We start from the raw sequence: 26,954 nt of genomic DNA, 5'->3' as shown, positions 1-26,954 counted from the left end.
TACCGCCTGTGGAGAACCCGTCTCGACCGCGCGATTGTGGATGGTTCGTGGCTCGCAACTAGGTTGGAGACCATGGCGGAATACGTGTTCACCCTGCGCAACGTGCGCAAGGCCCACGGTGACAAGGTCGTGCTCGACAACGTCACCCTCTCGTTCCTGCACGGCGCGAAGATCGGTGTGGTCGGGCCCAACGGCACCGGCAAGTCGACGCTGCTCAAGATCATGGCCGGGCTCGAGCACGCCAACAACGGCGACGCCCTCAAGGACCCCGACGCGACCGTCGGCATGCTCCAGCAGGAGCCGCCGCTGACCGAGGGCAGGACCGTCCTCGAGAACGTCGAGGAGGCCGTCGGCGAGCTGAAGGGCAAGATGGCCCGGCTCGAGGAGCTCTACATGGCGATGGGTGACCCCGACGCCGACCTCGACAAGCTCAACGACGAGGCGGGCGCGCTGCAGAGCGAGCTCGACGCCGCCAACGTGTGGGACCTCGACAGCCGCCTCGAGCAGGCGATGGACGCCCTGCGCTGTCCGCCGTCCGACGCCCTGGTCGACAACCTCTCCGGTGGCGAGCGCCGCCGCGTCGCCCTGTGCAAACTGCTGCTCCAGCAGCCCGACCTGCTGCTCCTCGACGAGCCCACCAACCACCTCGACGCCGAGTCGGTGCAGTGGCTGGAGGGTCACCTCAAGGGTTACCCGGGCGCGGTGCTGGCGATCACGCACGACCGGTACTTCCTCGACAACGTCGCCGAGTGGATCCTCGAGCTCGACCGCGGCAAGACCCACCCCTACGAGGGCAACTACTCGACGTACCTCGAGACCAAGAAGGAACGGCTCAAGATCGAGGGCCAGAAGGACGCCAAGCGCGCCAAGATGCTCGAGCGCGAGCTCGAGTGGGTGCGCTCCAACGCCAAGGCCCGGCAGACCAAGAGCAAGTCCCGCCTCGCGCGCTACGAGGAGATGGCGGCCGAGGCCGACCGGATGCGCAAGATCGACACCTCCGAGATCAACATCCCCGCTGGCCCGCGCCTCGGCGACGTCGTGCTCGAGGCCAAGGGCCTCACCAAGGGCTTCGGCGACCGCCTGCTGATGCACGACCTGTCGTTCTCGCTGCCGCGCGCCGGCATCGTCGGCGTCATCGGGCCGAACGGCGTCGGCAAGACCACGCTGTTCAAGATGATCAACGGCGAGGAGAAGCCCGACTCCGGCGAGCTCGTCGTCGGCCAGACGGTCAAGCTGTCGTACGTCGACCAGAGCCGCGGCGGCATCGACCCGCAGAAGAACGTGTGGGAGGTCGTCTCGGACGGGCTCGACTTCATCAAGGTCGCGAACTTCGAGATGAACTCGCGCGCGTACGTCGCGTCGTTCGGCTTCAAGGGCCCCGACCAGCAGAAGAAGGCCGGCGTCCTCTCCGGCGGCGAGCGCAACCGCCTCAACCTCGCGCTCACGCTGAAGATGGGCGGCAACCTGCTGCTGCTCGACGAGCCCACCAACGACCTCGACGTCGAGACGTTGCAGTCGCTCGAGGACGCGCTCCTCGACTTCCCGGGCTGCGCCGTGGTCACCTCGCACGACCGGTGGTTCCTCGACCGCATCGCCACCCACATCCTCGCCTGGGAGGGCGACGACCAGGACGACGCCAAGTGGTTCTGGTTCGAGGGCAACTTCGCGTCCTACGAGGAGAACAAGGTCGAGCGCCTCGGCATCGAGGCCGCCCGTCCGCACCGCGTCACGCACCGGCGGCTCACGCGCGACTGACGGGAGCCTGACCTAGGAGCGGCGCAGCCGCCGGCGTACGGCGCCGGCCTTCCGCCGGGCGCGCTTGCGCAGCGAGAGGCCGCGTGAGGCGAGGCTGTGCGAGAACGGCTCGGCGGTGTCGGTCCACTCGGCGGTGCCGCGGACCTCGTGGTGCGGCTTGACGACCTTGTCCTTCTCGAAGACGACGATGCTGTCGTAGAAGTGCATCGAGGCGGTCGTGCGGGTGAACCTGTCCGGCTTGAAGTCGGGCTCCTCGCTGTGCCAGGCGTTGAGCTGGTCGGTGAGCGCCTTGGCGTACTCCATGAAGGTGCCCTGCTGGTTGCGCTTGCCGCCGTAGTCCTTCCAGTAGCTCGTGTGGAGGTCCTCGATGAGGAAGACGCCGCCGCGGCGGATGCGGGGGTAGAAGACCTCGAAGGTCGTGATCTGGTGCAGCGGGAAGTGGCCGCCGTCCTCGATCACGACGTCGACCGGGCCGATCTCGTCGGCGATGCGGTTGAGGAACTCGGGGTCGCCCTGGTCACCGATGAAGACCTGGAAGCCGGGCTCCTCCCACGCCTTGCAGCGCGGGTCGATGTCGACGCCGTAGATCTTGGCGTCGGGGCCGAAGTACTCGCGCCACATCTGGCTCGAGCCGCCGTACTGGACGCCGAACTCGACGACGGTGACGGGCCGTCCGCGGTACTTCTCGAAGTGACGGTGGTAGATGTCGAAGTAGTGGACCCATTTGTGGATCTGCCGGCCCTGGTGCGCCTCGAAGTAGCGCTCGAGCGGGTTGCGGGTCACGTCAGCTCCGGATCTCCATCTCGGGATGTGCGGAGATCAGGTTGTCAGAGACCGCGTCGAAGACGCGCCCCAGGGCCGCGAAGTCGCTCCCGCTGGCGAGATCGACGAGGTGGGCGCGTACGCCGGCCACGTGCGTCGGCGCGGCGCGCTCCAGCAGGTCGCGGCCCTTGTCGGTGAGCGTGGCGAGGATCCCGCGGCCGTCCTCGGGCGAGCTGGAGCGCTGCACGAGACCGACCTTCTCCATCCGCGTCACGGTGTGGGTGACGCGGCTGCGGCTGTGGGCGAGGGCGTCCGCGAGGGCCGCCATCCGCATCTGGCCGTCGCGCTCGGAGAGGCGGACCAGGATCTCGTACTCGACCAGCGAGATGTCGTGGTGGCGGCGCAGGTCGTCGTCGAGGCGGTCGAAGAGGAGCGTCGTTCCCATGACCAGGGCCCGCCAGGACCGCTGCTGTCCGTCGTCCAGCCAGTCGACCCGCTCTGCACCCACGACAGGGGAGTGTATGACGTCCTCGGATCGAGGTCGCGCCGGTCACCCGGACGGGTAGGTCTCCTTCAGGAGATCCGCTCCAGGATCACGGCCATGCCCTGGCCGCCGCCGACGCACATGGTGATCAGCCCCGTGGTCTTGTCGTGGAAGTCCAGCGAGTTGAGCATCGTGTTCTGCAGCCGCGCGCCGGTCATGCCGAACGGGTGCCCGACGGCGATCGCACCGCCGTTGACGTTGAGCCGGTCGAGGTCGATGCCGAGGTCCTGGTAGGACGGCACGACCTGCGCCGCGAACGCCTCGTTGATCTCGACCAGGTCGATGTCGCCGATGCTCATGCCGGCGTTGGCCAGCGCGCGCTTCGACGCCTCGACCGGACCGAGGCCCATGATCTCGGGGGAGAGGCCGCTGACGCCCGTCGAGACGATGCGTGCCAGCGGCGTGAGACCGAGCTCGGCGGCGCGGGTGTCGCTCATGACGATGACCGCGGCGGCGCCGTCGTTGAGGGCGCAGCAGTTGCCGGCGGTGACGACGCCGTCGGGGCGGAAGACCGGGTCGAGCTGCGAGACCGCCTCGTAGGTCACGCCCGCGCGCGGACCGTCGTCCTTGCTCACCACCGTGCCGTCGGGAGTGGTGACCGGGGTGATCTCGCGTTCCCAGAAGCCGTCCGCGATGGCCTTCTCGGCGAGGTTCTGCGAACGCACGCCGAACTCGTCGAGCTCCTTGCGGTCGAGGCCGCGCAGCCTGGCGACGTTCTCCGCGGTCTGGCCCATCGCGATGTAGATGTCGGGGAGGGTGTCGTCCTCGCGCGGGTCGTGCCAGTCCTGGCCGCCCTTCGCCTGCTCGTCGGTGCGCGCCTTGGCGTCGTCGAAGAGGTGGTTCTGGGTGTCGGGCCAGTGGTCGGAGGTGCCCTTGGCGAACCGCGAGACGGTCTCGACGCCGGCCGAGATGAAGGCGTGCCCCTCGCCGGCCTTGATCGCGTGGAAGGCCATCCGGGTGGTCTGCACGGACGACGAGCAGTAGCGGGTGATGGTGGCGCCGGGCACCTCGTCGAGGCCCATCAGCACGTTGACGACGCGCGCCATGTTGTTGCCCGACTCGCCGCCGGGGAGGCCGCAGCCCAGGTAGTGGTCGTCGATCGTCGTGGGGTCGAGCTCGGGCACCTTGGCGAGCGCGGCCTGGATGATCGTCGCGGTCAGGTCGTCGGGACGCAGGTCCTTGAGCGAGCCCTTGTTGGCGCGGCCGATGGGGGAGCGGGCGGCGGAGACGATCACGGCTTCAGGCATGTCCCGACCCTAGATCAGAACAGGTTCCACCGGGATGTGGGCGCCGTCACCCTCCGGGGTTGAGCGCGTGCATGACCAGCGTGAGCGAGGTGGAGAGGAAGGCGCGGCGCTCGTGCTGCGGCTTCTGCAGCGCGGCGACCAGCAGCCCGTCGAACGACGCCACGAGCGCCTCCGCGCGAGCCTGCCCGTCGTCGGTGCCGGTCGACGGGTCGACCGGGGCCATGAGCCCGCGCACCACGCCGACGAGCCGCGCACGCGAGGCCACCAGCGCCTCCGCGACCGCCGGGTTGCGCGGGGCCTCGAGCGACAGGTCGAGCTTTGCCGAGATCAGCTCGCGCTCGTCGAGCCACCGCTCGAACAGCGCGAGGGTGAGCGCCACCGCGCGCGCCTCGTCGCCGGTGCAGCCGACGAGCTCGGCCGCGAGCGCGTCGACGTCGGCCGCCAGGGTCGCGGCGACGTACTCGGTGACCGCGAGCTGGAGCGCCTGCCGGGTGCGGAAGTACGCCGAGCAGGTGCCCTCGGGCAGGCCGGCGCGTCGGTCGACGGCGCGGTGGGTCAGGCCGCGCAGGCCCTCATCGGCCACGACGTGCACCGCCGCTGCGAGCAGCTCGCGCCGCCGCGGGCTCAGGGCCTGCGGTGTCGGAGCGGCTGTGACGGAGGGCACCTCTCGAATCTACCCAAGGGCTTGCCACCGGGCGGGGAGGAGCGTACTTTCTACATCGGTAGAAGAATTCTACAGAAGTAGAAAGGATCGATCATGTCCTACGCGCTCCCCGCGGTCCTCCCGTTCGTCGTGGTCGTCGCCCTGCTCGCCCTCGTCGGCAGCATCGCCTCGGCCACCGTCCTCGCCCAGTCGACGGCCCGCCACCACCGCACCCGCGTGGCCCGCCACGAGAGCATCCCGTCGTACTACCGCCGGCTCGTCCTCGCTCACTGAGCTCACTGAGCCCCCTGGCGGCCCACTGGCGGCCCACTGGCGCCCCTCCCGGCGCGCGCCCCGCTCTCTGGCAGAGTCGGGGCGTGCGCCATCGCTACGAGTGCCCGATGCGCTGGGCCGACCTCGACCAGCTGGGGCACGTCAACAACGTGGTGTACGTCGACTACCTCCAGGAGGCGCGCGTCGACCTGCTCCGCGCCCACGGGCGCGGCCCGCGGGCGCTCGCTGAGGGCCTGGTCGTGGTCCGCCACGAGGTCACCTACCTCAAGCCGCTGACCTTCGACTTCAAGCCGGTCTCCATCGAGTGCTGGGTGACCGACATCAGGGCCGCGACGTTCACGATGGCCTACGAGGTCTTCCACGACGCGCCCGCCGGCGACGGGGCCGACGGCGACCGCGTCGTCTACCTGCGCGCCACGACGGTGCTGACGCCGTTCGTCTTCGCGGAGGAGCGGCCGCGACGGATCACCGCGGAGGAGCGCGCGGCGCTGGAGCCGCACCTCGAGCCCGACCGGGGGCCGCGCCGGCGCACGCCCGCCCTGCCCGAGCAGGCCACCAGCACCTACCCGATCCACGTCCGGTTCTCCGACGTCGACGTCTACGGCCACGTCAACAATGTGAAGTACTTCGAGTACCTCCAGGAGTCGCGCATCTCCCTGATCGCGGAGCTGGTGCCTCTGCGGCAGTTCAGCGTGGTCGTCGCGCAGACCGACGTCGACTACCTCCAGCCGCTGCTGTTCCGGGCCGAGCCCTACGAGTGCCGCTCGGCGATCACCCGGGTCGGCACGCGCTCGATGACCGTCGAGTCGGAGATCCTCGACGAGCGGCGGGTGCTGGCGCGGGCCCGCGTGGTGGTGGTCTTCTTCGACCTCGCCAGCGGACGGTCGACCGAGCCGAACGCCGAGGTCCGCGACGCGCTGGTCGCGGCCAGCCACCCGCGCGACTAGGCGTGACCAGGCGCAACCAGGACGGCGACCGTCAGGCGATCGTCGCAGCGAGCAGCGTCGTGCTCGTCTCGGCGCGCAACCGCCGCAGCGCCCGGTGGCGCGCGACCCGCACCGCCACCTGGGTCATGCCGAGCGCGCGGGCCGTGTCGGCCGAGCTGAGCCCGACCACGTCGATGCAGGCGACGACGTCGCGCTCGCGGGGGCTGAGGCCCGCCAGGAGGTCGGCGATCCAGGCGCGTTCGGGGACCGTCGCGTCGGGGCCGTCGACCTCGGCGCCGGGGGCATCGGCCACCGGGTCGGTACGCCGCCGGCCGCTGCGCCGACGGTAGTTGGCGGCCACCCGCCGCGCGATGCCGAACAGCCAGGCTCCGAACTCCTCGGCGCCGCCGGTGTAGTCGGCCACCTTCTCGGCGGCGGTCAGCCACGTCTGGGCCGCGACGTCCTCGGCCGCGACCGCGCTGTCGGACCCCGAGCGGGTCTCCAGCCACACGACCAGGCGGCCGGCGTGGGCGCGGTAGAGCGATCGCCAGGCGTCCTGGTCGCCGCGCTTGGCCGCGGCGACGACGGCGTCGTCCGTCACGACCGGTGGCCGTTCCCGTGGACGTGCGGCTTGGTCTGGCCGCTGTGGTGCCCGTTGTCCTGATGGGGCTTGGTCTGGCCGGTGTGGTGGCCGTTGTTCTGGTGGGGCTTGGTCTGGCCGGTGTGGTGGCCGTTGTTCTGGTGGGGCTTGGTCTGGCCGGTGTGGTGGCCGTTGTTCTGGTGGGGCTTGGTCTGGCCGGTGTGGTGGCCGTTGTCCTGGGGCGGCGTGGTCCGGCCGCCGTGCTGGGCCTTGCCGTGGTGCGCCCCAGCGTGGCCATCGGCCACCGCCGGAGGTGCGTCGGCTTCGGTGTCCTCGTCCGCGAGGGCCAGCGTGCCCGGCTCGGCTGCGGCGTGCTGGGGCGCCGGGCGCGTCTCGGGCTCGCGGGTGAACGGCGAGGCGACACCCGGCAGCGTGCCGGTGAGCCAGGCGACGGAGGCGAGCACGCTCACGCTGACGGCCGCGAGGAAGGCCTTCACGATGCCGGGACCGTCGTGTGGAGCGGAAGCCGCGCCCTGCCGCGAGAGCTGGGCGAGCTGCTCGAGCAGCACTGCCGGCGGCTCGAGCTCGGGTACGTCGATCCTCAGGTCCGGAAGCACCGAGCCCACCTCCTTGGTCGTCCAAGAGGGCGGCCCGGCGGTGGCGCGGGGGGCACGACCGCCGGGCCGACCTCTTCCGCCCCATCTCGGGTCGAGACGGAGGTCCCCAATGGCGAGGACCGCTCGTGGGGAGCGGGCCACACACCCTCGTATGTCGTGAGCCGGGTCGAGCGTTACAGCCGGTCCCAGGTGAGCCGGATGGTCTAGGTCGGGGTCCCGCGCGCCTCGTCGAAGGTGTTGACCATGAACTGGGCCGCGTGGGTGACGTAGTCCCAGAACTTCGTCTCCTGCTCGGTGGTCAGCGTCCCGTCTGCCACGACCTCGTCCAGCGCGGCCCGGAAGTGGGTCAGCCAGTGGTCCTTGGCCGTCGGGGTCACCGCGAAGGGCGCGTGCCGCATCCGCAGCCGCGGGTGCCCGCGGGTGTCGGAGTACGTCGAGGGGCCGCCCCAGTACTGCACCAGGAACAGCCGGAACCTCTCCTCGGCCGCGGTGAGGTCCTCCTCGGGGTACAGCGGCCGGAGCACCGGGTCGTCGGACACCCCGGCGTAGAAGCGGGCGACGATGCGGCGGATGGTCTCGTAGCCGCCGATCTCGTCGTAGAAGGTGCTCACCCGTCCATTCTGCAAGGTGGGTGCGTCTGGAAGACTCGCGGGCATGGCGACCACACGCAACGCGACCACCCATTGGGAAGGCAGCCTCTTCGAGGGCGCCGGCCAGGTGACCCTGGAGAGCTCCGGCTCCGGCACCTACGACGTCTCCTGGGCCTCGCGGGCCGAGGAGGCGAACGGCAAGACCAGCCCCGAGGAGCTGATCGCGGCCGCTCACTCGGCGTGCTTCTCGATGGCCCTGTCCAACGGGCTGGCGAAGGCCGGCACGCCCCCGACCTCCCTCGACACCTCCGCCGAGGTCGACTTCGTGCCCGGCACGGGCATCACCGAGATCCGGCTGCGGGTCCGGGGCAGCGTCGAGGGCATGAGCAACGACGACTTCGTCGCCGCCGCCGAGGACGCGAAGGCCAACTGCCCGGTGAGCCAGGCGCTCGCGTCGGTGCCGTCGATCACCCTCGACGCGGCGCTCGCCTGACCTCACGCGTCAGGCGTCGGCGACCTCAGCGTCGTCGTCACCAGCGTGCGGCCGCCCCTCGCGGTGCCAGACCACCCGCTGGGGGAACGGGATCTCGATCCCCTCGTGGTCGAACCGCGCCTTGATCCGCTGCCGCAGCTCGCGCGCGATCGCCCACTGCTCCATCGGCGCGGTCTTGACCAGCACCCGCAGCGTGATGGCGTCGGGCGCCAGCGCCTCGACGCCGGTCACCTCAGGCTCCTCGATGATCACGCTGCGGTAGTCGTCGTCCTCCCACAGGTCGTGGGCCACCTCGGACAGCACCCGCCGCGCGCGGGCGAGGTCCTCGTCGTAGCCGACGCCGACGTCGACGACCGCGCGCGACCAGTTCTGGCTCTTGTTGCCGACGCGCAGGATCTCGCCGTTGGGGACGTACCAGACGGTGCCGTCGAGGTCGCGCAGCCGGGTGACGCGCAGGCTCACCGCCTCCACCGTGCCCGCGGCCTCGCCGACGTCGACCACGTCGCCGACGCCGAACTGGTCCTCGAAGATCATGAAGACGCCGGAGAGGAAGTCCTTCACCAGCGACTGGGCGCCGAAGCCCAGCGCGATGCCGATGATGCCGGCGCTGGCGATGATCGGCGCGATGTCGACCCCGACCTGGCTCAGGATCATGGTGCCGAAGATCGCGACCAGGACGCCGGTGATCACGCTCTTGAGCAGGTCGCCCATGGTCTTGGCGCGCTGCACCCGGCGGGTGGCCGCCGCGAGGTCGCGCAGCTCCTGGGTGTGGGTGATCTCCGTCGTACGACGGCGGCGCGAGAACCAGCTGACCTTGGCCGGCAGGACGCCGCCCTCGGCCCGGGAGACCAGGCGGTCGACGAGCCGGTGCAGCACGAACCGGATCAGCACGGCGAGGGCGGCCAGGCCGGCCACGGCCAGCGGGAGCCCGATGAACCAGTCGGTGAGGTTGGCGAGCCCGCGTGAGTCGGTGCCCTTGTAGACCCACTTGCACAGCGACTCGTCGTCCTCGCACGGGCTGCCCAGGAACATGGCCCCCAGTATTCACACCGCCCGGGCTGGCTATCGTGGGGGCGTGACCACCGCACTCAGCGCCCTGGCCGCCCTCGTCCCCATGGACGTGCCGGTGGGGTGGAGCGACCCCGACGACGTGAACACCTTCCACGCCGTGCTTCTGCTGGGCGGTGTGCCGCTGCTGCTGTTCCTCGCGATCACCATCGCGGTCTACGTGCCGTCGCTGGTCCGCGGCGAGCGGATCGCACCCGGCCAGCCGCCGGTGGAGAACCAGTGGCTGGGCGGCCCGCGCGCCGGCACGGCCGAGCTGAAGGGCCCGGACTCCGAGGACGCCGACGCGGGAGGCGCCAGTGGCCGGTGGTGACCGCTCCGGCACCCGCCTGGGCGCGCGGTTCGGCGCCCACGACAAGGTCGCGCTGGACGAGACGATCCGCAAGGCCGAGCGCGTCTCGAGGGTCGAGTTCTCGGTGTTCGTCGGGCACGCCGAGGGCGACCCGCGCTCCTACGCCGTCAGCCTGCACCGCACCCTCGTCGCCCCGGCCCGGAGCATCCTGATCCTGGTCGACCCCGACGCCCGGGCGCTCGAGGTCGTCACCGGCAGCCACGTGCGCCGTACCCTCCGCGACTCGCAGGTCGAGCTCGCCGTGGTGCAGATGCAGAGCCTGTTCGCCGAGGGCGACCTCGTCGGCGGGCTGCGGCGCGGCATCCAGATGCTCGCAGAGCACGCCCGCGCCCCCCAGCTGCTGCACGCGGACCAGTAGTGACCTTCCTCCTGGCGGGAGTCGCGGTCTTCGCGGTCCTCTGCGTGTGCCTGGTGCTGTTCTTCCGCTCCCTCGCCGAGGAGCGGGCCCGGACCGCCGAGGCCGAGGCGCGGCGGCTCCAGGCGGTCCTCGACGACGTCAAGGACATCGCCTGGACCAACCGCGACATCGCGCCGGAGCTGGCGACGATCGTGATCGACACGATCCGCACCGCCGAGCGGCAGCACCGACCCGGGTTGCCCGGCTGACCGGCGCGCCTCCGTCGTACCGCGCGCACCTGCCGACAATCTGGCCGCCATGGCCAACGACGTCGCCCGGGGCGGCCGCGCCCGCATCTTCCTGCCGCTCGTAGCGCTCCTGGTGGTGGTGCTGTTCTGCCTGGTCTTCGTGCGGCCCTCGACGGCGTCGACCGGTCCCGACCAGGTCGCCCTGCACTACAAGGGCGGTGCGTTCACCTCGAAGCGGTTCTCCGACTGCATCGCGCCCTCCAACCGGGTCTTCGACGGCCCCGGTGACGGCCACTTCGCCTACCCGTCGTCGCAGACCAACTACGTCTTCGACTCCATCAACGGCGACGGCGGGCCGATCACGTTCGTCACCAAGGACGGCATCGAGATGACCGTCGAGGGTGTGGCCAACTTCCTGCTCAACACCTCGTGCGAGTCGCTGAAGATCGGCGACACGCGCTACCCGGGTGGCGCCCTGCAGCGGTTCCACGAGCTCATCGGCAACCGCTACGCGGCGTACATGACTCCCGACGGGCTCAGGTCGGACGGCTGGCGGCAGATGCTCGGCGTCTACATCGCCCGGCCGCTCGACACCGCGATCGACCGCGCGGGGCAGGCCTACACCTACGCCGAGCTCTACACCGACCCGGCCAAGAAGGCCGCCTGGGAGCAGTCGGTGCTCGACCAGCTGCCCGGGCTCGTCGACCGGCAGACCGACGGCGAGACCCAGTTCTTCCTCAACTTCGCGATCACGCTGCAGAAGCCCGAGCCCCCGCAGTCCATCAAGGACGAGCTGGTCAAGCAGCAGGCCGCGGTGGCCGCCGCGAGGGCCGCCCAGGCCGAGGCGGAGGCCCGCGAGGCCGCCGCCCTCGCCCAGGTCGAGGTCGAGAAGGCCGAGGCGAAGAAGATCCAGGCCCGGGTCGACGTGCTGGGTCAGGGCGGCTTCCTGCAGCAGTACGCCATCGACCACGGCCTCAACCCGTTCCAGCCCTCGACCAACAGCCTGATCACGGGCGACAGCGGCACCTTCGGCGGCCAGTAGGGGCTTGCTCGTCGAACTGGGCTCGGGCGCGTCCCAGCCGGGCGTACGAGGTTTCGAGACGGTCGCTGCTCGGCCTCCTCAACCGACCGCGCCGGCGTCCTTTGCCTGCGCTCGCAGAGCGCGGGCGACGTCGTCGCGGCCCTCGCGCACGTAGCGCTTGGCGGCAGGGTTCGCCGGTGAGCTCTCCAGCCAGGCGTCGACGCGGTCGAGGAGCTCCTGGCTCGCGAGCTGCTTGGGGAAGATGTACTCCAGCGCGGTGGACGCGCGCTGGGTGCCCTTCTCCTCCCACATCGTGTCGGCGGCGGCGAGGTACTTCTCGACGTACGGCGCGAGCACGTCGTCCTGACCGTAGGCCTGGAACGCCAGCACGATGCTGCGCTGGGTCTCGTTGGGGACGTCGTCGCGGACCATCGCCAGCTCCCACGCCTCGGCCTTCGCCTCGGCCGTGGGCATGAGGGCGCGGGCGGCGGCCGCGTGCTCCTTGCCGGAGATCGTGTTGTCGCGTGCCAGCTCCTCGTCGATGCGGGCACCGTCGGCGCGGCCGTTCTTGGCCAAACCGGACAGCAGCGTCCAGCGCAGGTCGGTGTCGACCGCGAGGCCGTCGATCACGAGCGAGCCGTCGAGCAGGCCCTCGAGGTCGGCGAGCGCCTGGTCGCTGTGGGCGGCCGAGGCGTAGGCGCGGGCGAACGACAGCTGGTGGTCACCGCCGGCCTCGGCGGTCATCAGCAGCTCGCGCAGGCCCGACTCCCACGTGCCGCGCAGCTCCGCGCGGTGCTCGGGGGCGGAGTAGAGGGTCGCGGCCGTCGAGGCGTAGCCCGGCAGGCGGTTGACGCCGAACGCGTCGGTCTCGGACGCGATGCCCGAGAGCACCAGGGTGACGAAGTCGCTCGCGCTCATCTCGGCGTCGCGGGTCATGTCCCAGGCGGCGCCCCAGCACAGCGCGCGGGCCAGCGAGTCGTCGATGGTCTCGATGCTCGTGACCAGCGTGTCCAGCGAGCGCTCGTCGAGCCGGATCTTGGCGTAGGCGAGGTCGCCGTCGTTGAGGAGCAGCAGGTCGGGCTGCTTCTCGCCCACCAGCGCGGAGACCTCGGAGAGCTCGCCCTCGACGTCGGTCTCGACCGACGTACGGCGGACCAGCCGGCCCTCGACCTTGTCGTAGAGGCCGACGCCGAGCCGGTGCCGGCGCAGCGTCGGGTAGTCCGGCGCCGCGGTCTGGCGGATGGCGAACGACGAGAACGTGCCGTCCTCGGCGAGCTCGAACTCCGGGGCGAGCGTGTTGACGCCCGCGGTCTGGAGCCACTCCTGCGCCCACGACTCGAGCTCGCGGCCCGACGCCTTCTCCAGCGCCATCAGGAGGTCCTTGAACTCGGCGTTGGAGAACGCGAAGTCCTCGAAGTAGCCCCGCAGGCCCTCGAGGAACGGGTCGAGCCCGACCCACGCGACGAGCTGCTTGAGCACCGAGGCGCCCTTGGCGTAGGTGATGCCGTCGAAGTTGACCTCGACCGCCTGGAGGTCGTAGTTGTCGGCCGCGATCGGGTGGGTGCTGGGCAGCTGGTCCTGGCGGTAGGCCCAGTTCTTGCGGGCGTTGGTGAAGCCGGTCCAGGACTCGGTGAACTCGGTGGCGTTGACGGCCGCGTGGTAGCACGCCCACTCTGCGAACGACTCGTTGAGCCAGAGGTCGTCCCACCACTTCATGGTCACGAGGTCGCCGAACCACATGTGCGCCATCTCGTGGAGGATCACCTCGGCGCGGAACTCGTAGAACGAGCGGTCCTGGCGGCTGCGGGGGAGGTACTCGTCGCGGAAGGTGACGCACCCGGCATTCTCCATCGCGCCCATGTTGTACTCCGGCACGAAGAGCTGGTCGTACTTGCCGAACGGGTAGGGGAAGCCGAACGTCTTCTCGAAGAACTCGAAGCCCTGCTCGGTGATCTTCCACAGCTCGTCGGCGTCGAGGTGCTCGACGAGCGACTGGCGGCAGTAGAGGCCCATCGGGATCTCGCCGTGCGCGCCGGAGTAGGTCTTGTGCACGGAGTGGTACTCGCCGGCGACCAGCGCGGTGATGTAGGTCGACATCGGCTGGGTCTCGGCGAACCGCCAGACCAGCTTGCCGTCGTTCTCCCCGTCGAGCGCCTCCGGCTCGGGCGTCGCGGCGTTCGACGACGCGACCCAGCCGGCCGGGGTGGTGACGGTGAACGTGTAGGGCGCCTTGAGGTCAGGCTGCTCGAAGGTCGTGTAGACGCGGCGGGCGTCCGGCACCTCGAACTGCGTGTAGAGGTAGACGCGGTCGTCGGCCGGGTCCACGAACCGGTGCAGGCCCTCGCCGGTGCGCGAGTAGGTGCAGTCGGCCTTGACCACGAGCGTGTTCTCGGCCGCGAGGCCGCTCAGCGCGATCCGGCTGTCGGCGTACGCCGAGGCGTCGACGGGCTCGCCGTTGAGGGTGATCTCGTGGATCGTCGCTCCCACGAGGTCGGCGAACGTCGAGGCGCCGGGCTCGCGGCATCCGAAGACGATCGTCGTGGTCGAGCCGAAGGTCGTGTCACTGGTCGTGAGGTCCAGGTCGATGGAGTACGACGTGACGTCCAGGAGGGAGGCGCGGGTCGCGGCCTCGTCCCGAGTGAGGTTGGTTCCGGGCATGCCGGTGATCCTGCCATCCGTGCAGTGATCCTCACCACGCGGAGGGGGAGGAAGGATGCAGTCGTGACCGGATCGCGACCTGAGGCCGATCCTTCGGCCTTCGGCCCTGCCCGAGAGGTCGCCCTGGTCTTCCTCCGCCTGGGCGTCGTGGCCTTCGGCGGCCCGGCCGCGCACATCGCGATGATGCGCGAGGAGCTGGTCCGCCGCAGGGGGTGGCTGAGCGACCAGCGGTTCGTCGACCTGATGGGTGCGACCAACCTGATCCCGGGCCCCAACTCCACCGAGCTCGCGATCCACCTCGGCCACGAGCGGGCGCGCTGGCGCGGGCTGCTGTTGGCCGGCGTGCTGTTCATCCTCCCGGCCGCGGTGATGGTCACGGTGCTCGCCTGGCTCTACGTCCAGCACGGCGACACGCCCGCCTTCGACCACGTGCTGCGGGGCGTCGTGCCGGTGGTCGTCGCGATCATCGTCTGGGCGCTGGTGCCGCTGACGCGCACGGTGGTGCACTCGTGGTGGCTCGGCCTGCTGCTCGGCGCCGGCCTGGCGGCGTACCTGCTGGGCGTCAACGAGCTCGTCGTGCTGTTCGGGGGCGCTGCGCTCGCCGTCGCGGGTTACGCGACCCGGTCCCTGGTCCGCTCGCCGGGGAGCCGGGGCAGGCATGCGCTGGTGCTGGCGGCGCTGCCCGTCTTCGAGCACCCCACCGCGGGCCAGCTGGCGACGCTGTTCCTGACGATGCTCAAGATCGGGTCGATCCTCTACGGGTCGGGCTACGTGCTGCTGGCCTTCCTCGAGGGTGACTTCGTCGACCGGCTCGGCTGGATCACCCACGACCAGCTGCTCGACGCGATCTCGGTCGGCCAGGTTACGCCGGGGCCGCTGTTCACGACCGCGACGTTCGTGGGCTACCTGGTCGCGGGGCTGCCCGGCGCCTTCCTCGCCACGGTCGCGATCTTCCTGCCGTCGTTCGTCTTCGTCGGCCTGCTCACGCGCCTCGCGACCTGGCTCCGGGCGCGCTCGTGGACCGCGGTGCTGCTCGACGGCATCAACGCGACGGCGTTGGCGCTGATGGCCGGCGTGACCTGGACGCTGGGCCGCGAGGCACTGGTCGACGGCTGGACGGTCGGGCTGTTCGCGGTGACGCTGCTCCTGCTGTGGCGGACCCGGCTCAACTCGGGTTGGTACGTCGCCGGGGGAGCGGTGGCCGGAATACTTCTGGGTCTGCTCGGTTGATGGTTGACATGAGCAACGTTGACTTCTGGTTCGACCCGCTGTGCCCGTTCGCGTGGATCACCTCCCGCACGATGCTGGAGGTGGAGAAGGTGCGCGACGTCGAGGTGACGTGGCACGTGATGAGCCTGGCCTACCTCAACCAGGACAAGGACGACATCTCCGACAGCTACCGCGAGTTCCTGAAGGACGCCTGGGGTCCGGTGCGGGTGTGCGTGGCCGTGGAGCAGGAGTACGGCCAGGAGAAGCTCGCCGCCCTCTACACCGCGCTCGGCACCAGGAAGCACACCGAGGGCGCCGAGAAGCTCGGTCGGCCGCTCATCGAGGACGCGCTCGAGGAGATCGGCGTCCCGCGCGAGCTGGCCGCGGCGATGGACGACTCGTCGTACGACGACGCGATCAGGAAGAGCCACCACCTCGGCATGGACCAGGTCGGCACCGACGTCGGCACCCCCACGATCGCGGTCGACGGCCACGCCTTCTTCGGCCCCGTGCTCAGCAGGATCGCCCGCGGAGAGGAGGCCGGCCGGATCTGGGACGCCGCCGTCACCCTCTCGTCGGTGCCGTACTTCTTCGAGCTCAAGCGCACCCGCGACCGGGATCTCGACTTCAGCTGACGGATTACCCCCGCGAGCTTAGGCCTCGCACCTCAGCCTCCGTCTGCTCGGCTCGGTCGCTCGTCGGGGCTGGGACTGGTGGCCCGGCGGGTGCCTTCGCTGCGGTGGCTTCGAGGCTCGGCCGTAGCCGGCCTCGCACCTCAGCCTCCGTTGCTCGGCTCGGTCGCTCCTCGGGGCTGGGACTGGTCCACCGCTCATCGAGCTTGTCGAGATGTCCGCAGCCTGCGCTGGGACGTACTGGTCGGCGGTGGCTCGGCGGGTGCCTTCGCTGCGGTGATCTCGACAGGCTCGATCAGCGGTGGCTCGGCGGGTGCCTTCGCTGCGGTGATCTCGACAAGCTCGATCAGCGGTGGCTCGGCGAGTGCCTTCATTGCGGTGATCTCGACAGGCTCGATCGGCGGTGGCTGGGTGGGTGCCTTCGCTGCGGTGATCTCGACAGGCTCGATCAGCGGCGGCCCGGCGAGTGCCTTCGCTGCGGTGGCTTCGAGGCTCGGCCGTAGCCGGCCTCGCACGTCAGCCACCGTTCGCCTAACTGCGTCGCAGGCCCCAGACACGCCCTCCTAGGATCGTCCGGTGAGCAAGATCCTGTCCGCCGTCGCCTGGCCGTACGCCAACGGCCCGCGCCACATCGGCCACGTGGCCGGTTTCGGCGTGCCCTCCGACGTGTTCAGCCGCTACATGCGGATGGCAGGCCACGACGTGCTCATGGTCTCGGGCACCGACGAGCACGGGACGCCGATCCTGGTCGCGGCCGACAGCGAGGGCGTGAGCGCCCGCGAGCTCGCGGACAAGAACAACACCGTGATCGTCAACGACCTCGTCGACCTCGGGTTGTCCTACGACCTGTTCACCCGCACGACGACGGGCAACCACTACAACGTCGTGCAGGAGCTGTTCAAGGGCGTGCACGCCAACGGCTACCTGATCGAGCAGACGACGTACGGCGCGATCTCGCCGTCGACCGGCCGCACGCTGCCCGACCGCTACATCGAGGGCACCTGCCCGATCTGCGGGTACGCCGACGCGCGCGGCGACCAGTGCGACAACTGCACCAACCAGCTCGACCCGATCGACCTGATCAACCCGCGGTCGAAGATCAACGGGGAGACGCCGGAGTTCGTCGAGACCCAGCACCTCTTCCTCGACCTGCCGGCGCTGGCGGAGGCGCTGCAGGAATACCTGCGCGACCGCGAGGCGAGCGGCACCTGGCGGCCCAACGTCATCAAGTTCTCGCTCAACCTCGTCGAGGACCTCAAGCCGCGGGCCATGACCCGCGACATCGACTGGGGCATCCCGGTGCCGATCGAGGGCTGGACCGAGCAGAAGACCAAGCGCCTCTACGTGTGGTTCGACGCGGTCATCGGCTACCTGTCGGCGTCCATCGAGTGGGCGCGCCGGCTCGGTGAGCCCGAGAAGTGGCGCGAGTGGTGGAACGACCCGGAGGCGCTGTCCTACTACTTCATGGGCAAGGACAACATCGTCTTCCACGCGGTCATCTGGCCCAGCGAGCTGCTCGGCTACAACGGCCGCGGCTCGAAGGGCGGGGAGCCGGGCGGCTACGGCGTGCTCAACCTGCCGACCGAGGTGGTCAGCTCGGAGTTCATGACGATGGAGAGCAAGCAGTTCTCCACCAGCCGGGGCCACGTGATCCTGGTCAGCGACATGCTCGCGCGCTACCAGGCCGACGCGCTGCGCTACTACATCTGCGCGGCCGGGCCCGAGAGCTCCGACGCCGACTTCACCTGGGCCGACTTCGTGCTGCGCAACAACTCCGAGCTGGTCGCCGGCTGGGGCAACCTGGTCAACCGCACCGCGACCATGCTGGCCAAGAACTTCGGCGAGATCCCGCCGGCCGGCCCGCTCGAGCCGGAGGACGAGGCCGTGCTGGCGGCGGTGCGCGCCGGCTTCGACACCGTCGGCGACCTGATCGGCCGGCAGCGGCTGCGCGCCGGCATCGCCGAGGCGATGCGGGTGGTCGGCGAGGTGAACAAGTACCTCACCGTCACCGAGCCCTACAAGATGAAGGACGAGTCGCAGCGCGAGCGCCTGGCCACCGTCCTGCACGTCGCGGCGCAGTGCGTGGCCGACTGCAACACGCTGCTGGCGCCGTTCCTCCCGCACTCGTCCAACAAGGTGCACCTCGCGCTCGGCGGACGGGGCGAGTTCATGCCGATGCCGCGCATCGAGACCGTCGAGGAGCTCGACCCCGACAACGGCGCGGGGCTCGACTTCTACCCGATCATCACCGGTGATTACTCCTCGACGCCGTCGTGGTCCTCGCACCCGGTGACCGTCGGCGCGAAGGTCGAGAAGCCGACCCTGATCTTCACCAAGCTCGACCCGGCGATCGTCGAGGAGGAGCTGGCGAGGCTGGGTTCGTGAGGCTGGGTTGATGAGCCTGGGTTCATGAGGCTGGCTCGATGAGGCTGGGCAGGTGAGAGCCCTGCTCGGGGCCGAAGCCCGTGCGTGAGGGCGAGCCCTCGCGGACCGCGTGGGGCGCCGCCGTGCACCGCGCGGTGCACCCGGTCCTCGACCGGCCGGTCCTCTTCGACGACCCGCTGGCCTTTCCGATCCTCGGCGTCGACCGCGACGAGGTGCTGGCCTCCGTCGCGCCGCGCTCGAGGCTGCGGCTGTTCGTCGCGCTGCGCCACCGGCTCGCCGAGCAGACCCTCGCCGCGGCGTACGACCGCGGCACCCGGCAGTGCGTGGTGCTCGGCGCCGGCCTCGACACGATCGCCTACCGCAACGAGCACGCCGACCTGCGGGTCTTCGAGGTCGACCACCCCGACACCCAGGCGTGGAAGCGCGAGCGCCTCGCCGAGGCGGGCATCCCCGCGGTCGCGACGTACGTCGCCGTCGACTTCGAGCGCGACGACCTGAGGTCGCGCCTGGTCGAGGAGGGGTTCGACGTGGCCCGGCCCGCGGTGTTCGTGTGGCTCGGTGTGGTGCCCTACCTGAGCCGCGAGGCCGTCGGAGCCACGCTGCGGGCGCTCGCGACGGTGCCGGGCGCGGAGGTCGTGCTCGACCACGCCGGCACCGAGCGCGACGCCGAGGGCGAGGAAAGGCACCGGCGCCTCGCCGAGCGCGTCGCCGCGGTCGGCGAGGAGCTCACCGAGGCGTGGGCGCCCGGCGAGATGGCGGCGCTGCTGACCCGGTCGGGGTTCGCCGAGGTCGAGGAGCTGCTGCCCACCGGCAGCGGCGCCCACGTGGTGAGAGCCAGCAGCTAACCGGCCTTGCCGCCGCCTCCGAGCACGGCGCGGACGCCGTTGACGCCGTGGATCTTGAGCTCGACCACGCCGACGTCGACGGTGCCGCCCTCGGTCAGGGTGATGCCCTGCTTGCGCGCGGTGAACCAGTACGGCGTGCCGACCTCGTTGCGCGCGGAGCTGACCAGGTTGTCGGGGATCAGAACGTCGGGGTGCTCGGCGTAGAGGTCCTCGAGGTCGAGCAGGCGACCGGCGGCCTTGCCCGCGTGGAGCATCTCCACCCGGAACGGCTTGCCGTACTTCTGCTTGTCCGAGACGGTCGGGAACAGCCACGACCGGTCGCCGGGCCCGAAGACGCGGAAGCCGAACGGCGCGATCACCGGGCGGTGGCCGCGGGCGTAGCGCAGGAGGCCGCGCACCTTCGCGCCCTTGGGCGCGGTGAACGCCGCGACCGGCGCTGGGCCGTCGACGAGCACCGTCGAGTGCGTCGCGGCGAGGTTGGCGCCGGTGGTGGACGGCTTGTCGCCGCGCTCCTTGCGCGCGGTGGTGACGGCGGCGGAGTAGATGCCAGGGACGATGCCGCGGACGACGTAGGCGCCGCCGTTGGACTGCACCGTCCAGTTGAGCGCGAGCGGCGTCGCCTGGTCGCCGTCGACGTGCGAAGGCCGCAGCCAGCTGTCCTCGGGGATCGCGGTCAGCTTGACCTGGCCGCCCGCGGGCAGCGTGCCGGTGAGGTTCGTGGTCGGCTGGCTCAGCAGGAGCGGCAGCGTGACCGTCGTGTTGGCGACGAGGTCGACCGCCGCTGCGGTCCACGGGAAGTCCACCTGCTCGGGACCGTCGCTCGGCACCGCGCTGCGGCGGACGTAGAGGCTGTAGGTGCCGATCGGGAGCCCCGTGAAGACGGCCACGCCGCCCGGCAGCGCACCGGTGTTGCCCTGGAAGACCTTCACGACCCGGCCGTCGGCGTTGCGCAGCTCGGCGTCGACCGAGCCGTTGGCGCCCGGGTAGACCACGTCGGCCGCGGAGAACGCAACGGAGCGGCCCGGGTCGAGTGCGAGGTCGGCGACCGCAACGGTCTTCTGCGACACCGCGACGATCTGCGACTTCGGCACGTACGCCGACCCGGCGTACGACGTGGTCACGGTGTACGCGCCGGGCTCGAGCGAGCTGACGACGTAGCGGCCGATCTCGTTGGTGACCACGCCGGCCGCGAAGTCGCCGTCCTTGTCGAGGATGGCGAGGAACTGGTCGGGCAGCGGGACACCCCCGCTGGTCACCAGGCCGCGGACGATCCCCGCGTGCCTGGTCTTGAACGAGTCGTGGACGGTGCGGCCGGCGCGCAGGAGGAGCCGCTTGGAGCGGTAGCCGGGGACCGTCGAGTCGGTGTGCAGGCCCTCGTCGCGGTCGGCCTCGAGGCGGTAGGGGCCGGGCGCGACCTCGAAGCGGAAGCTGCCCTTGCTGTCGGTCAGCGTCGTCGCGGCGACGCTGCCGTCGACGCGGGTCAGCTTGAGGAGCCGGTTGGCGCCGTCGGCCTTCCACGTGCCGGTGAGCACGGCCGGCGGCTGGACCACGACCCGGCCGAGCGAGCGGTGCGCCTGGGGGCGGAAGAAGCGGGTGTGCCGCATCCAGCTGTTGAGGTTGCCGTCGGGGCCGAGGTAGGACGGCGTGAAGCGCTTGCTGCTCTCCTGGTCGCACTCGCCCGACCGGACGGCGCGGTGCCCTCCGCCGCCGCTGGACACCGACTCCGAGCACACGCGGATGAGGTAGGGCTCGCGGAGCTGCTTGAGGGTGAACGCGCCGCTGCGGTCGGTGCGCGCCAGCACGCGCTTCTCCTCCGTGACGTCGACGGGCAGGCCGAGGTCGGAGAAGCGGATGCCGGTGACCAGCGCGTTGGCGATCGGCGTGCCCTGCGGGCCGGTGACCCGGCCGGTGACGGTCCCCCTGGTCGGCGGGGGCTTCGGGCGCTTGTCGCTGCGGTGCGCCGGCGCCTTCGCCGCCAGCGGGTCCGGCGGCGCGCTGAAGTAGGTGTTGGCTCCGCCGTCGCCCTGCGCGGCCAGCGGGGCCGAACCGGCCAGGGCGGACCCGGCCGCGGTCGCCGTGGGCGTCCGTGGGCCTGCGACGGCGATCTGCTGGGGGAGGAGCGCGGTGGCTCCGGCGAGGACGATCGTCAGGGAAGTGGCGACGGCTAGGGGTCGCGTCCGCGTCATGCCCCGGATCATCGCCTCTCGGGAGCGCCGGAGCCAGCCTCGTCCGCAGCGTGTCCCGCGGGCGGCAGCAAACTCGTCCGGTCGTCACACCCGCCGTCACACGGCCGCGTCGTCTCATGGGCTCCTCGGCCCGGCAACAAGGCGGGGCCGAGGAACGGAAGGAACCGAGATGACCCTCTTCATGGACGCTCACACCCTCGAGGGCGGCGTATCGGCCGCCGACGTCGCGGCGGCCCACCAGGCCGACGTCGAGACGCAGGGGAAGTACGGCGTCAACTACCTGCGGTACTGGGTGGACGAGGCGGCGGGCAAGATCTTCTGCCTGGTCGACGCGCCGGACGCCGAGACCGCCACGACGGTGCACCGCGAGGCGCACGGTCTCGTTGCCGACGAGATCTACGCCGTCATCGAAGGCACGTGAGCAGCATGAGCTCACTACACCGGGACGTCGTGCGGGCGACCGACCAGGCGCGGCTCGCGGCGGCGGCGGAGCGCCACCTCGCCGACCGCGTGCGGCGCGAGGCGAAGGCCGAACGCCGTGCCAGGCACCGGGCCTCGCGCCCGGCGACGCCGGTGTGGCTTCGGTGGGCGCAGCGGCTCGCGACCTGGCGGGCGCAGGCGCGGACGCCGCTCGCGGCCGTCGCCGACCGCCGGCCCGAGGATGTGGCGGCCGAGCTGAGCGGGCTGCTGGAGCGGATCGCGGGGCGGATCGCCGCCCGCGGCACTGAGGCCGAGCAGACCGCGTGCGAGGCGCTCGCGTCGGCCACGCGCTGGACCGCTCCGGGGGCGGCGGCCGCGCTCGTGGACTGGGACGGCGCCGAGGTGGCGCGGCTGCGCGCGTTCGGCGTCCTGCATGGTGTCGCGATGGGGCAGCTCGCCCCGCACGACCAGGCCTGGCTGCGCGACCGGCTCCACCCCGGCGGGGCGAGCCGGGGCGACCTGGTGGCATGACCCGCCGCCATCCCGCCGGTCCGTGGCGCGAGCATCGCGCCGCGGGCCGGAGGGCCGCCCTCTGTGCGACGCTGCATCTTGCGAACGACCTGGTGGAGGACGAGAGGACGAGCACGCCGTGAACGCGTCGGCGGGGCTCTCGATCCACCTGCTCGGACGTCCCTCGATCGAGATCGACGGCGACGTCGGCTACCGGTTCCGCAGCCGCAAGAGCTGGGCCCTGCTCGCCCTGCTGCTGCTCTCCGAGCGGCCACCCACCCGGTCCGCGCTCGCCTCGCTCCTCTTCAGCGAGGCCGACGACCCGCTGGGCGCGCTGCGGTGGTCCCTTGCCGAGGTCCGCCGTGGCCTCGGCCCGTCCGCCGTGCTCGACGGCGACCCGGTGCAGGTGCAGCTGCCACCCGGCACCAGCGTGGACGTCGACGTCCTCGTCCACGGTCACTGGAACGACGCCGTCAAGCTCCCCGGTCTCGGGCTCGAGCTGCTCGACGGGCTGAGCCTCGCGCACGCCGAGCCGTTCGAGGCGTGGCTGCTCTCCCAGCGCCGCCGCCTCTCCGCGGCGACGGAGTCGATCGTCCACGAGGCTGCGCTGGGGCTGCTGGCCCGCGGTGAGATCGACCGGGCGCGCGACCTCGCCGTGCGGGCGACCCTGATGAGCCCGCTCGACGAGAACCACCAGGCGCTGCTCATCCGCATCTACCGGCTCGCCGGCGACACCGACGCGGCCGAGCGCCAGTTCCGAGCCTGGACCACGACGGCCGAGCGCGAGCTCGGCACCTCCCCGGGCGCCGCCGTCCTCCTGGCGCTGCGGGAGCCGCCGGCGACCGCGCAGGTCGTGGACGTCGCGGCCATCGACGCGGTCGCCGAGGGGGGAGCGGCGGCCGTCTCCGCCGGTGCGGTGGTGGCCGGGGTGGCGTCGTTCGAGGCCGCCGTGCGGATGGCCGACCAGGCCGAGGTCGACAGTGCGCGGGTCGAGACGAGGCTGGTGCTGGCCGAGGCGCTGATCCACGCGTGGGGCGGCCTCGACGAGGCCGGGCTCGCACGGCTCACCGAGGCGGAGCGGATCGCCATCGCGATGGGTGACCTCGCCGCGGTCGCACGGGCGCGTGCCGAGCTCGGCTACGTCGACTTCCTGCGGGCGCGCTACGACCGTGCCGAGCGGCTGCTGGACCAGGTGCTCACGGCGGGTGATGCCGCACCCTCCACGCGCGCCAAGGCGATGACCTACCTCGGGTCGGTCGCCAGCGACCAGGCCGACTACCCCCGCGCGACGACCCTCCTCGAGGGGGCGATCCGCGCCTCCCGGGCGGTGGGCGAGCCACGCCGCGAGGCCTACGGACTGTCCATGCTCGGTCGGATCGGCCTGCTGCGGGGAGACCTGGACGCCGCCGTCGAGCACCTGACGGCCGCCATCGGCGTCGCGGGCGACGAGCACTGGCTGAGCTTCCTGCCGTGGCCCCAGGCGCTGCTCGGCGACGTGCTGCTCGCCCGGGGTGACATCGACGGCGCGGCCGGGTGCCTCGCGCAGTCCTTCGCCCGTGCCTGCCAGATCGGGGACCCGTGCTGGGAGGGCATCTCGGCCCGCGGTCTGGCGCTGCTGTCGGAGGCGCGCGGGGAGCCCGACCGCGCCGTCGACCAGCTCCTCGACGCCCGGTCGCGCGCCAACCGGCTCACCGACCCCTACGTCTGGCTCGACGTCCACATCCTCGACGCGCTGTGCGGGATGGGGGTCCGGCACGGGCACCCCTCGACCGCGGCGTGGGTCGAGGAGATGCGTGAGCGGGCCTCGCGCACCGGGATGCGCGAGCTGACCGTGCGCGCCATGCTGCACGGCGCTCGCCTCGGCCACGCGGCCGACGCCGAGGCAGCCGTGCTGCTGGCCGGCGCGATCGACAACCCGGTGCTGGTGCCGATGCTGGCCGGGAGCAGCTGAGCCGATCGGCGTCGACGCGCGACCGGCTACCGAGTCGCGGTGGCCGCCAGGTCGCGGATGGCGGGGATCATCGCGAGCCCGTTGACGACCACGGAGAACACCAGCAGCGCGACCGCCAGCGAGTGGTGACCGGCGACCCAGAGGCCCCACGAGGCGGCCCCGAACACGACGACCTTGACCACCGGCCGCACGACCGCGGAGCCGAAGCGCGCCCGCGGCGACGCGAACAGGAACCACACGAGCATCCCCAGCAGGGGTAGGAGCCAGACCAGCAGCCAGCGCGGCGAGGCGGACCAGCCGTAGACACCCAGGCCGGCCATCGCGAGCAGCTCGTCGAGGAAGACGAGGGCGAGCACGGTCCAGCCGAAGGCAGCCACGGCGGCCATTCTCCAGGCGCGTCCTAGGGTCGGTGCATGCTCTACCCCGAGGCCAGGGCCGCCGTCGAGGCGGCGGCCGCCGACGTCCGCGTGTGGACCGAGGGCTACGACGTCGTGGCCGCACGGGACGCAAACCGGGCGGTCGCCCTGGCGGAGCCGCCCGAGGAGGTCGCCGAGGTCCGCGACCTCGACGCCGACGGCGTCCGCGTCCGGCTGTTCCGCCCCGCGGGCGCCGACTCGGGTCTGCTCGTGCACCTCCACGGCGGAGGGTTCGTCTTCCACGACGTCGACGTCCACGACCGGGTGTGCCGGCGGCTGGCCAACCGACTCGGCGCGGCGGTGCTGAGCGTCGACTACCGGCTGGCGCCCGAGCACCGGTTCCCGGCCGCGCCGGACGACGTCGACACCGTGCTGGCCTGGCTCGAGGGCGAGGGCGCCGCGCTCACCGGCGGCGGACCGACGTACGTCCACGGCGACAGCGCCGGCGGCAACCTCGCGCTGGTCGCGGCGCTGAGGAACCCGGGACGCTTCCGCGCCGTGGTGCTGCACTACCCCTTCCTCGACCCGGAGGCGGGTTGGGAGTCCTACGCGCTCGGGGCGGACGCGGCCTTCGACCCGCGCGAGGCGGAGTGGTACTGGCAGCAGTACGCCGCCGACGAGGCCGACCTGACCGATCCCGACCTGGCGCCGCTGCGGTCGGACCGGCTCGGCACCCTGCCGCCCACGCTGGTCACCACGGCCGAGCACGACCCGCTGCGCGACGAGGCCGAGCACCTCGCCGTGCTCATCGCCGAGGCGGGCGGCGAGGTCACCTGCACCCGCTACCTCGGACAGATCCACGGCTTCTGGCGCGACGCGTCGTTCCCGGCGTCCGAGCAGCTGATCAGGCACACCTGTGCGTTCCTCAGGGGCCGCTGACAAGATGACCGCATGCGCGTCCACCTGGGCTCGGACCACGCCGGTCTCGACCTCAAGGCACACCTGACCGGCTGGCTGACCGACCACGGCTACGAGCCGGTCGACCACGGGCCGTTCGTCTACGACGCCGTCGACGACTACCCCGTCTTCTGCCTGCGCGCCGCCGAGGGGGTGGCCCTCGACCGCAAGGAGGGCCTCGACAGCCTGGGCGTGGTCATCGGCGGGTCGGGCAACGGCGAGCAGATGGCCGCCAACAAGGTCCCCGCCATCCGCTGCGCACTCGCCTGGTCGGAGGAGACCGCGCGGCTGGCCCGCGAGCACAACGACGCCCAGGTCGTCTCGGTGGGCGGCCGGATGCACCCGATCGAGGACATGACCCGGTTCGTCGAGGTCTTCCTCACCACGCCGTTCAGCGGCGACGAGCGGCACGCGCGCCGGATCGCCCAGATCTGGGGCTACGAGCGCACGCGCGAGCTGCCGCCGCTGCCGGAGTCGGCCCAGCACGGCGGGCAGCAGACGGGGCAGGAGCCGGATGCCTGAGGGACACACCCTCCACCGGCTCGCCACCGCGCTCGACGAGACCTTCGCCGGACACCCCGTGCGGGTGAGCAGTCCGCAGGGGAGGTTCGCGGAGTCGGCGACGTTGCTGGACGGTCGCGTGGTCGAGCGTGCGGAGCCGTGCGGCAAGCACCTCTGGGTCCACTTCGCCCACGACGACCTCGTGCACGTGCACCTGGGGCTCTACGGGCGCTTCGACGTGACCCGCGACGCCGACGCGGTCCCGGCGCCGGTGGGGCAGGTGCGGCTGCGGCTCGTCACCGCAGACGCGGGCGCGGCCACGGCGTCGTACGCCGACCTGCGTGGCGCCACCGCCTGCGAGCTCCACACGCCCGAGCAGCGCGAGGCGCTGATCGCCCGTCTCGGGCCCGACCCGCTCCGACCCGACGCGGACCCCGACCTCGCGTGGCACCGGCTCCGTCGCAGCCGCGCGCCGATCGCCGGCCTGCTCATGGACCAGTCGGTGGTGGCCGGCATCGGCAACGTCTACCGCGCCGAGCTGTTGTTCCGGCACCGGGTCGACCCGTTCCGACCGGGCACCAGCATCCGCCCGAGCCGCTGGACGGCGATGTGGAAGGACCTGGTGGCGCTGATGCAGGACGGCGTGCGCGACGGGGTGATCCGCACGGTGCGCCCCGAGCACCTCACCGAGCGCGAGCGGCTCGGCTCCGACCGGGCCTCCTACGTCTACCGCCGGGCGGGGGAGCCGTGCCGCGTGTGCGGCACCAGGGTGCGGACCCGGGAGCTGCTCGGCCGCAACCTCTACTGGTGCGCGAGATGCCAACCCCGGTTCAGGTCGCGAGCCCTACAGTGACGGCCTCGACGATGCCC

The 26,954-nt window shown here is 71.6% G+C and carries 30 protein-coding genes; 18 read left to right on the top strand and 12 right to left on the bottom strand.

Annotated elements, in window-relative coordinates; genetic code table 11:
- The first annotated feature begins 72 nt into the window (after window positions 1–72).
- On the top strand, window positions 73–1,755 hold the full coding sequence (gene ettA, locus G514_RS0115745) for an energy-dependent translational throttle protein EttA (RefSeq protein ID WP_028652537.1): 1,683 nt from the start codon (window positions 73–75) through the stop codon (window positions 1,753–1,755).
- Between the two features lie 12 nt (window positions 1,756–1,767).
- On the opposite strand, the gene G514_RS27110 is transcribed toward ettA, so the two are convergent.
- From G514_RS27110 to G514_RS31160, 4 genes are all read right to left on the bottom strand, one after another.
- Window positions 1,768–2,538 carry an O-methyltransferase gene (locus G514_RS27110; protein WP_051247533.1) on the bottom strand — a complete coding sequence of 257 codons (771 nt, stop codon included), beginning with the start codon at window positions 2,536–2,538 and terminating at the stop codon, window positions 1,768–1,770.
- Between the two features lies 1 nt (window position 2,539).
- Window positions 2,540–3,025, bottom strand: a complete 486-nt coding sequence (locus tag G514_RS27105) for a MarR family transcriptional regulator (protein WP_036565026.1) — start codon at window positions 3,023–3,025, stop codon at window positions 2,540–2,542.
- 65 nt (window positions 3,026–3,090) lie between these two features.
- The gene (locus G514_RS0115730; protein ID WP_028652536.1) at window positions 3,091–4,308 is read right to left on the bottom strand and encodes an acetyl-CoA C-acetyltransferase; all 1,218 of its coding nucleotides are present in this window, start codon (window positions 4,306–4,308) and stop codon (window positions 3,091–3,093) included.
- Window positions 4,309–4,354: 46 nt separating this feature from the next.
- Complete coding sequence (locus G514_RS31160) at window positions 4,355–4,972, bottom strand: TetR/AcrR family transcriptional regulator (RefSeq protein ID WP_051247532.1); 618 nt, start codon at window positions 4,970–4,972, stop codon at window positions 4,355–4,357.
- Between the two features lie 93 nt (window positions 4,973–5,065).
- On the opposite strand from G514_RS31160, the gene G514_RS0115720 reads away from it, so the two are divergent.
- Together G514_RS0115720 and G514_RS0115715 are read left to right on the top strand one after the other, a co-directional pair.
- Window positions 5,066–5,245, top strand: coding sequence for a hypothetical protein (locus G514_RS0115720; protein ID WP_028652535.1), 180 nt, complete (start codon window positions 5,066–5,068; stop codon window positions 5,243–5,245).
- An 83-nt stretch (window positions 5,246–5,328) separates the two neighbouring features.
- Complete coding sequence (locus G514_RS0115715; protein ID WP_084152147.1) at window positions 5,329–6,192, top strand: acyl-CoA thioesterase; 864 nt, start codon at window positions 5,329–5,331, stop codon at window positions 6,190–6,192.
- Between the two features lie 31 nt (window positions 6,193–6,223).
- Here G514_RS0115715 and G514_RS30395 read toward each other — a convergent pair whose 3' ends face one another.
- The 3 genes from G514_RS30395 to G514_RS0115700 form a co-directional block, all read right to left on the bottom strand.
- Window positions 6,224–6,772, bottom strand: coding sequence for an RNA polymerase sigma factor (locus G514_RS30395; protein ID WP_051247531.1), 549 nt, complete (start codon window positions 6,770–6,772; stop codon window positions 6,224–6,226).
- On the bottom strand, window positions 6,769–7,368 hold the full coding sequence (locus G514_RS30390) for a hypothetical protein (RefSeq protein WP_157544857.1): 600 nt from the start codon (window positions 7,366–7,368) through the stop codon (window positions 6,769–6,771). The genes G514_RS30395 and G514_RS30390 overlap by 4 nt, the downstream gene beginning before the upstream one ends.
- 203 nt (window positions 7,369–7,571) lie before the next feature.
- Complete coding sequence (locus G514_RS0115700; protein ID WP_028652532.1) at window positions 7,572–7,979, bottom strand: globin; 408 nt, start codon at window positions 7,977–7,979, stop codon at window positions 7,572–7,574.
- Window positions 7,980–8,022: 43 nt separating this feature from the next.
- Between G514_RS0115700 and G514_RS0115695 the strand changes: the two genes are divergently transcribed.
- Entirely contained in the window at window positions 8,023–8,451 is a 429-nt protein-coding gene (locus G514_RS0115695) for an OsmC family peroxiredoxin (protein WP_028652531.1), read from the top strand.
- Window positions 8,452–8,460: 9 nt separating this feature from the next.
- On the opposite strand, the gene G514_RS27090 is transcribed toward G514_RS0115695, so the two are convergent.
- Entirely contained in the window at window positions 8,461–9,483 is a 1,023-nt protein-coding gene (locus G514_RS27090; protein ID WP_084152146.1) for a mechanosensitive ion channel family protein, read from the bottom strand.
- Window positions 9,484–9,526: 43 nt separating this feature from the next.
- Here G514_RS27090 and G514_RS0115685 point away from each other — a divergent pair, with 43 nt between their 5' ends.
- Genes G514_RS0115685 through G514_RS0115670 form a run of 4 tightly spaced genes read left to right on the top strand, consistent with a single transcriptional unit; the run spans window position 9,527 to window position 11,495 of the window.
- Window positions 9,527–9,829: a hypothetical protein gene (locus tag G514_RS0115685; RefSeq protein WP_028652530.1), complete on the top strand. Its 303-nt coding sequence runs from the start codon at window positions 9,527–9,529 to the stop codon at window positions 9,827–9,829.
- On the top strand, window positions 9,816–10,226 hold the full coding sequence (locus tag G514_RS0115680) for a DUF5130 family protein (RefSeq protein ID WP_157544855.1): 411 nt from the start codon (window positions 9,816–9,818) through the stop codon (window positions 10,224–10,226). Before G514_RS0115685 ends, G514_RS0115680 begins: the two co-directional genes overlap by 14 nt.
- A complete protein-coding gene (locus tag G514_RS0115675) occupies window positions 10,226–10,474 on the top strand; it encodes a hypothetical protein (protein ID WP_028652528.1) in 249 nt (82 codons plus the stop codon). The genes G514_RS0115680 and G514_RS0115675 overlap by 1 nt, the downstream gene beginning before the upstream one ends.
- Before the next feature lie 49 nt (window positions 10,475–10,523).
- Complete coding sequence (locus G514_RS0115670; RefSeq protein ID WP_028652527.1) at window positions 10,524–11,495, top strand: SPFH domain-containing protein; 972 nt, start codon at window positions 10,524–10,526, stop codon at window positions 11,493–11,495.
- A gap of 78 nt (window positions 11,496–11,573) precedes the next feature.
- On the opposite strand, the gene pepN is transcribed toward G514_RS0115670, so the two are convergent.
- A complete protein-coding gene (gene pepN / locus G514_RS0115665; protein ID WP_028652526.1) occupies window positions 11,574–14,132 on the bottom strand; it encodes an aminopeptidase N in 2,559 nt (852 codons plus the stop codon).
- Window positions 14,133–14,195: 63 nt separating this feature from the next.
- Between pepN and chrA the strand changes: the two genes are divergently transcribed.
- Window positions 14,196–15,362, top strand: a complete 1,167-nt coding sequence (chrA, locus tag G514_RS0115660) for a chromate efflux transporter (RefSeq protein ID WP_028652525.1) — start codon at window positions 14,196–14,198, stop codon at window positions 15,360–15,362.
- Between the two features lie 8 nt (window positions 15,363–15,370).
- Window positions 15,371–15,976, top strand: coding sequence for a mycothiol-dependent nitroreductase Rv2466c family protein (locus tag G514_RS0115655; RefSeq protein WP_245582234.1), 606 nt, complete (start codon window positions 15,371–15,373; stop codon window positions 15,974–15,976).
- Between the two features lie 194 nt (window positions 15,977–16,170).
- On the opposite strand, the gene G514_RS30385 is transcribed toward G514_RS0115655, so the two are convergent.
- Window positions 16,171–16,497, bottom strand: coding sequence for a hypothetical protein (locus tag G514_RS30385; RefSeq protein WP_157544853.1), 327 nt, complete (start codon window positions 16,495–16,497; stop codon window positions 16,171–16,173).
- Between the two features lie 52 nt (window positions 16,498–16,549).
- Between G514_RS30385 and metG the strand changes: the two genes are divergently transcribed.
- Together metG and G514_RS27085 are read left to right on the top strand one after the other, a co-directional pair.
- Entirely contained in the window at window positions 16,550–18,358 is a 1,809-nt protein-coding gene (gene metG, locus G514_RS0115650) for a methionine--tRNA ligase (protein WP_028652523.1), read from the top strand.
- Window positions 18,359–18,438: 80 nt separating this feature from the next.
- Window positions 18,439–19,203 (top strand): class I SAM-dependent methyltransferase, encoded by a 765-nt coding sequence (locus G514_RS27085; protein ID WP_051247530.1) that lies wholly within the window; start codon window positions 18,439–18,441, stop codon window positions 19,201–19,203.
- Here the strand turns inward: G514_RS27085 and G514_RS0115640 are convergent.
- Window positions 19,200–21,389, bottom strand: a complete 2,190-nt coding sequence (locus tag G514_RS0115640; RefSeq protein ID WP_169576452.1) for a carboxypeptidase-like regulatory domain-containing protein — start codon at window positions 21,387–21,389, stop codon at window positions 19,200–19,202. The genes G514_RS27085 and G514_RS0115640 overlap by 4 nt on opposite strands.
- Window positions 21,390–21,558: 169 nt before the next feature.
- Here G514_RS0115640 and G514_RS0115635 point away from each other — a divergent pair, with 169 nt between their 5' ends.
- From G514_RS0115635 to G514_RS0115625, 3 genes are all read left to right on the top strand, one after another.
- Window positions 21,559–21,810, top strand: a complete 252-nt coding sequence (locus G514_RS0115635; protein WP_028652521.1) for a DUF4242 domain-containing protein — start codon at window positions 21,559–21,561, stop codon at window positions 21,808–21,810.
- Window positions 21,811–21,815: 5 nt separating this feature from the next.
- On the top strand, window positions 21,816–22,340 hold the full coding sequence (locus tag G514_RS0115630; protein WP_157544851.1) for a hypothetical protein: 525 nt from the start codon (window positions 21,816–21,818) through the stop codon (window positions 22,338–22,340).
- Between the two features lie 118 nt (window positions 22,341–22,458).
- Window positions 22,459–24,270, top strand: coding sequence for an AfsR/SARP family transcriptional regulator (locus G514_RS0115625; protein WP_028652519.1), 1,812 nt, complete (start codon window positions 22,459–22,461; stop codon window positions 24,268–24,270).
- Between the two features lie 26 nt (window positions 24,271–24,296).
- Here the strand turns inward: G514_RS0115625 and G514_RS27080 are convergent, their stop codons facing one another.
- Window positions 24,297–24,647, bottom strand: coding sequence for a DUF2568 domain-containing protein (locus G514_RS27080; RefSeq protein WP_169576450.1), 351 nt, complete (start codon window positions 24,645–24,647; stop codon window positions 24,297–24,299).
- A 36-nt stretch (window positions 24,648–24,683) separates the two neighbouring features.
- Here G514_RS27080 and G514_RS0115615 point away from each other — a divergent pair, with 36 nt between their 5' ends.
- The 3 genes from G514_RS0115615 to G514_RS0115605 are packed head-to-tail and all read left to right on the top strand — an operon-like array spanning window position 24,684 to window position 26,937.
- On the top strand, window positions 24,684–25,565 hold the full coding sequence (locus tag G514_RS0115615; protein WP_028652518.1) for an alpha/beta hydrolase: 882 nt from the start codon (window positions 24,684–24,686) through the stop codon (window positions 25,563–25,565).
- Window positions 25,566–25,577: 12 nt separating this feature from the next.
- On the top strand, window positions 25,578–26,105 hold the full coding sequence (locus tag G514_RS0115610) for a ribose-5-phosphate isomerase (RefSeq protein ID WP_028652517.1): 528 nt from the start codon (window positions 25,578–25,580) through the stop codon (window positions 26,103–26,105).
- Window positions 26,098–26,937 carry an Fpg/Nei family DNA glycosylase gene (locus G514_RS0115605; protein WP_028652516.1) on the top strand — a complete coding sequence of 280 codons (840 nt, stop codon included), beginning with the start codon at window positions 26,098–26,100 and terminating at the stop codon, window positions 26,935–26,937. Before G514_RS0115610 ends, G514_RS0115605 begins: the two co-directional genes overlap by 8 nt.
- Window positions 26,938–26,954 lie beyond the last annotated feature (17 nt).

It is taken from the genome of Nocardioides halotolerans DSM 19273 (assembly GCF_000422805.1).
In the GTDB taxonomy this organism is placed as follows: Bacteria; Actinomycetota; Actinomycetes; order Propionibacteriales; family Nocardioidaceae; genus Nocardioides; species Nocardioides halotolerans.
This window is presented reverse-complemented; position numbering and strand designations above follow the sequence as displayed.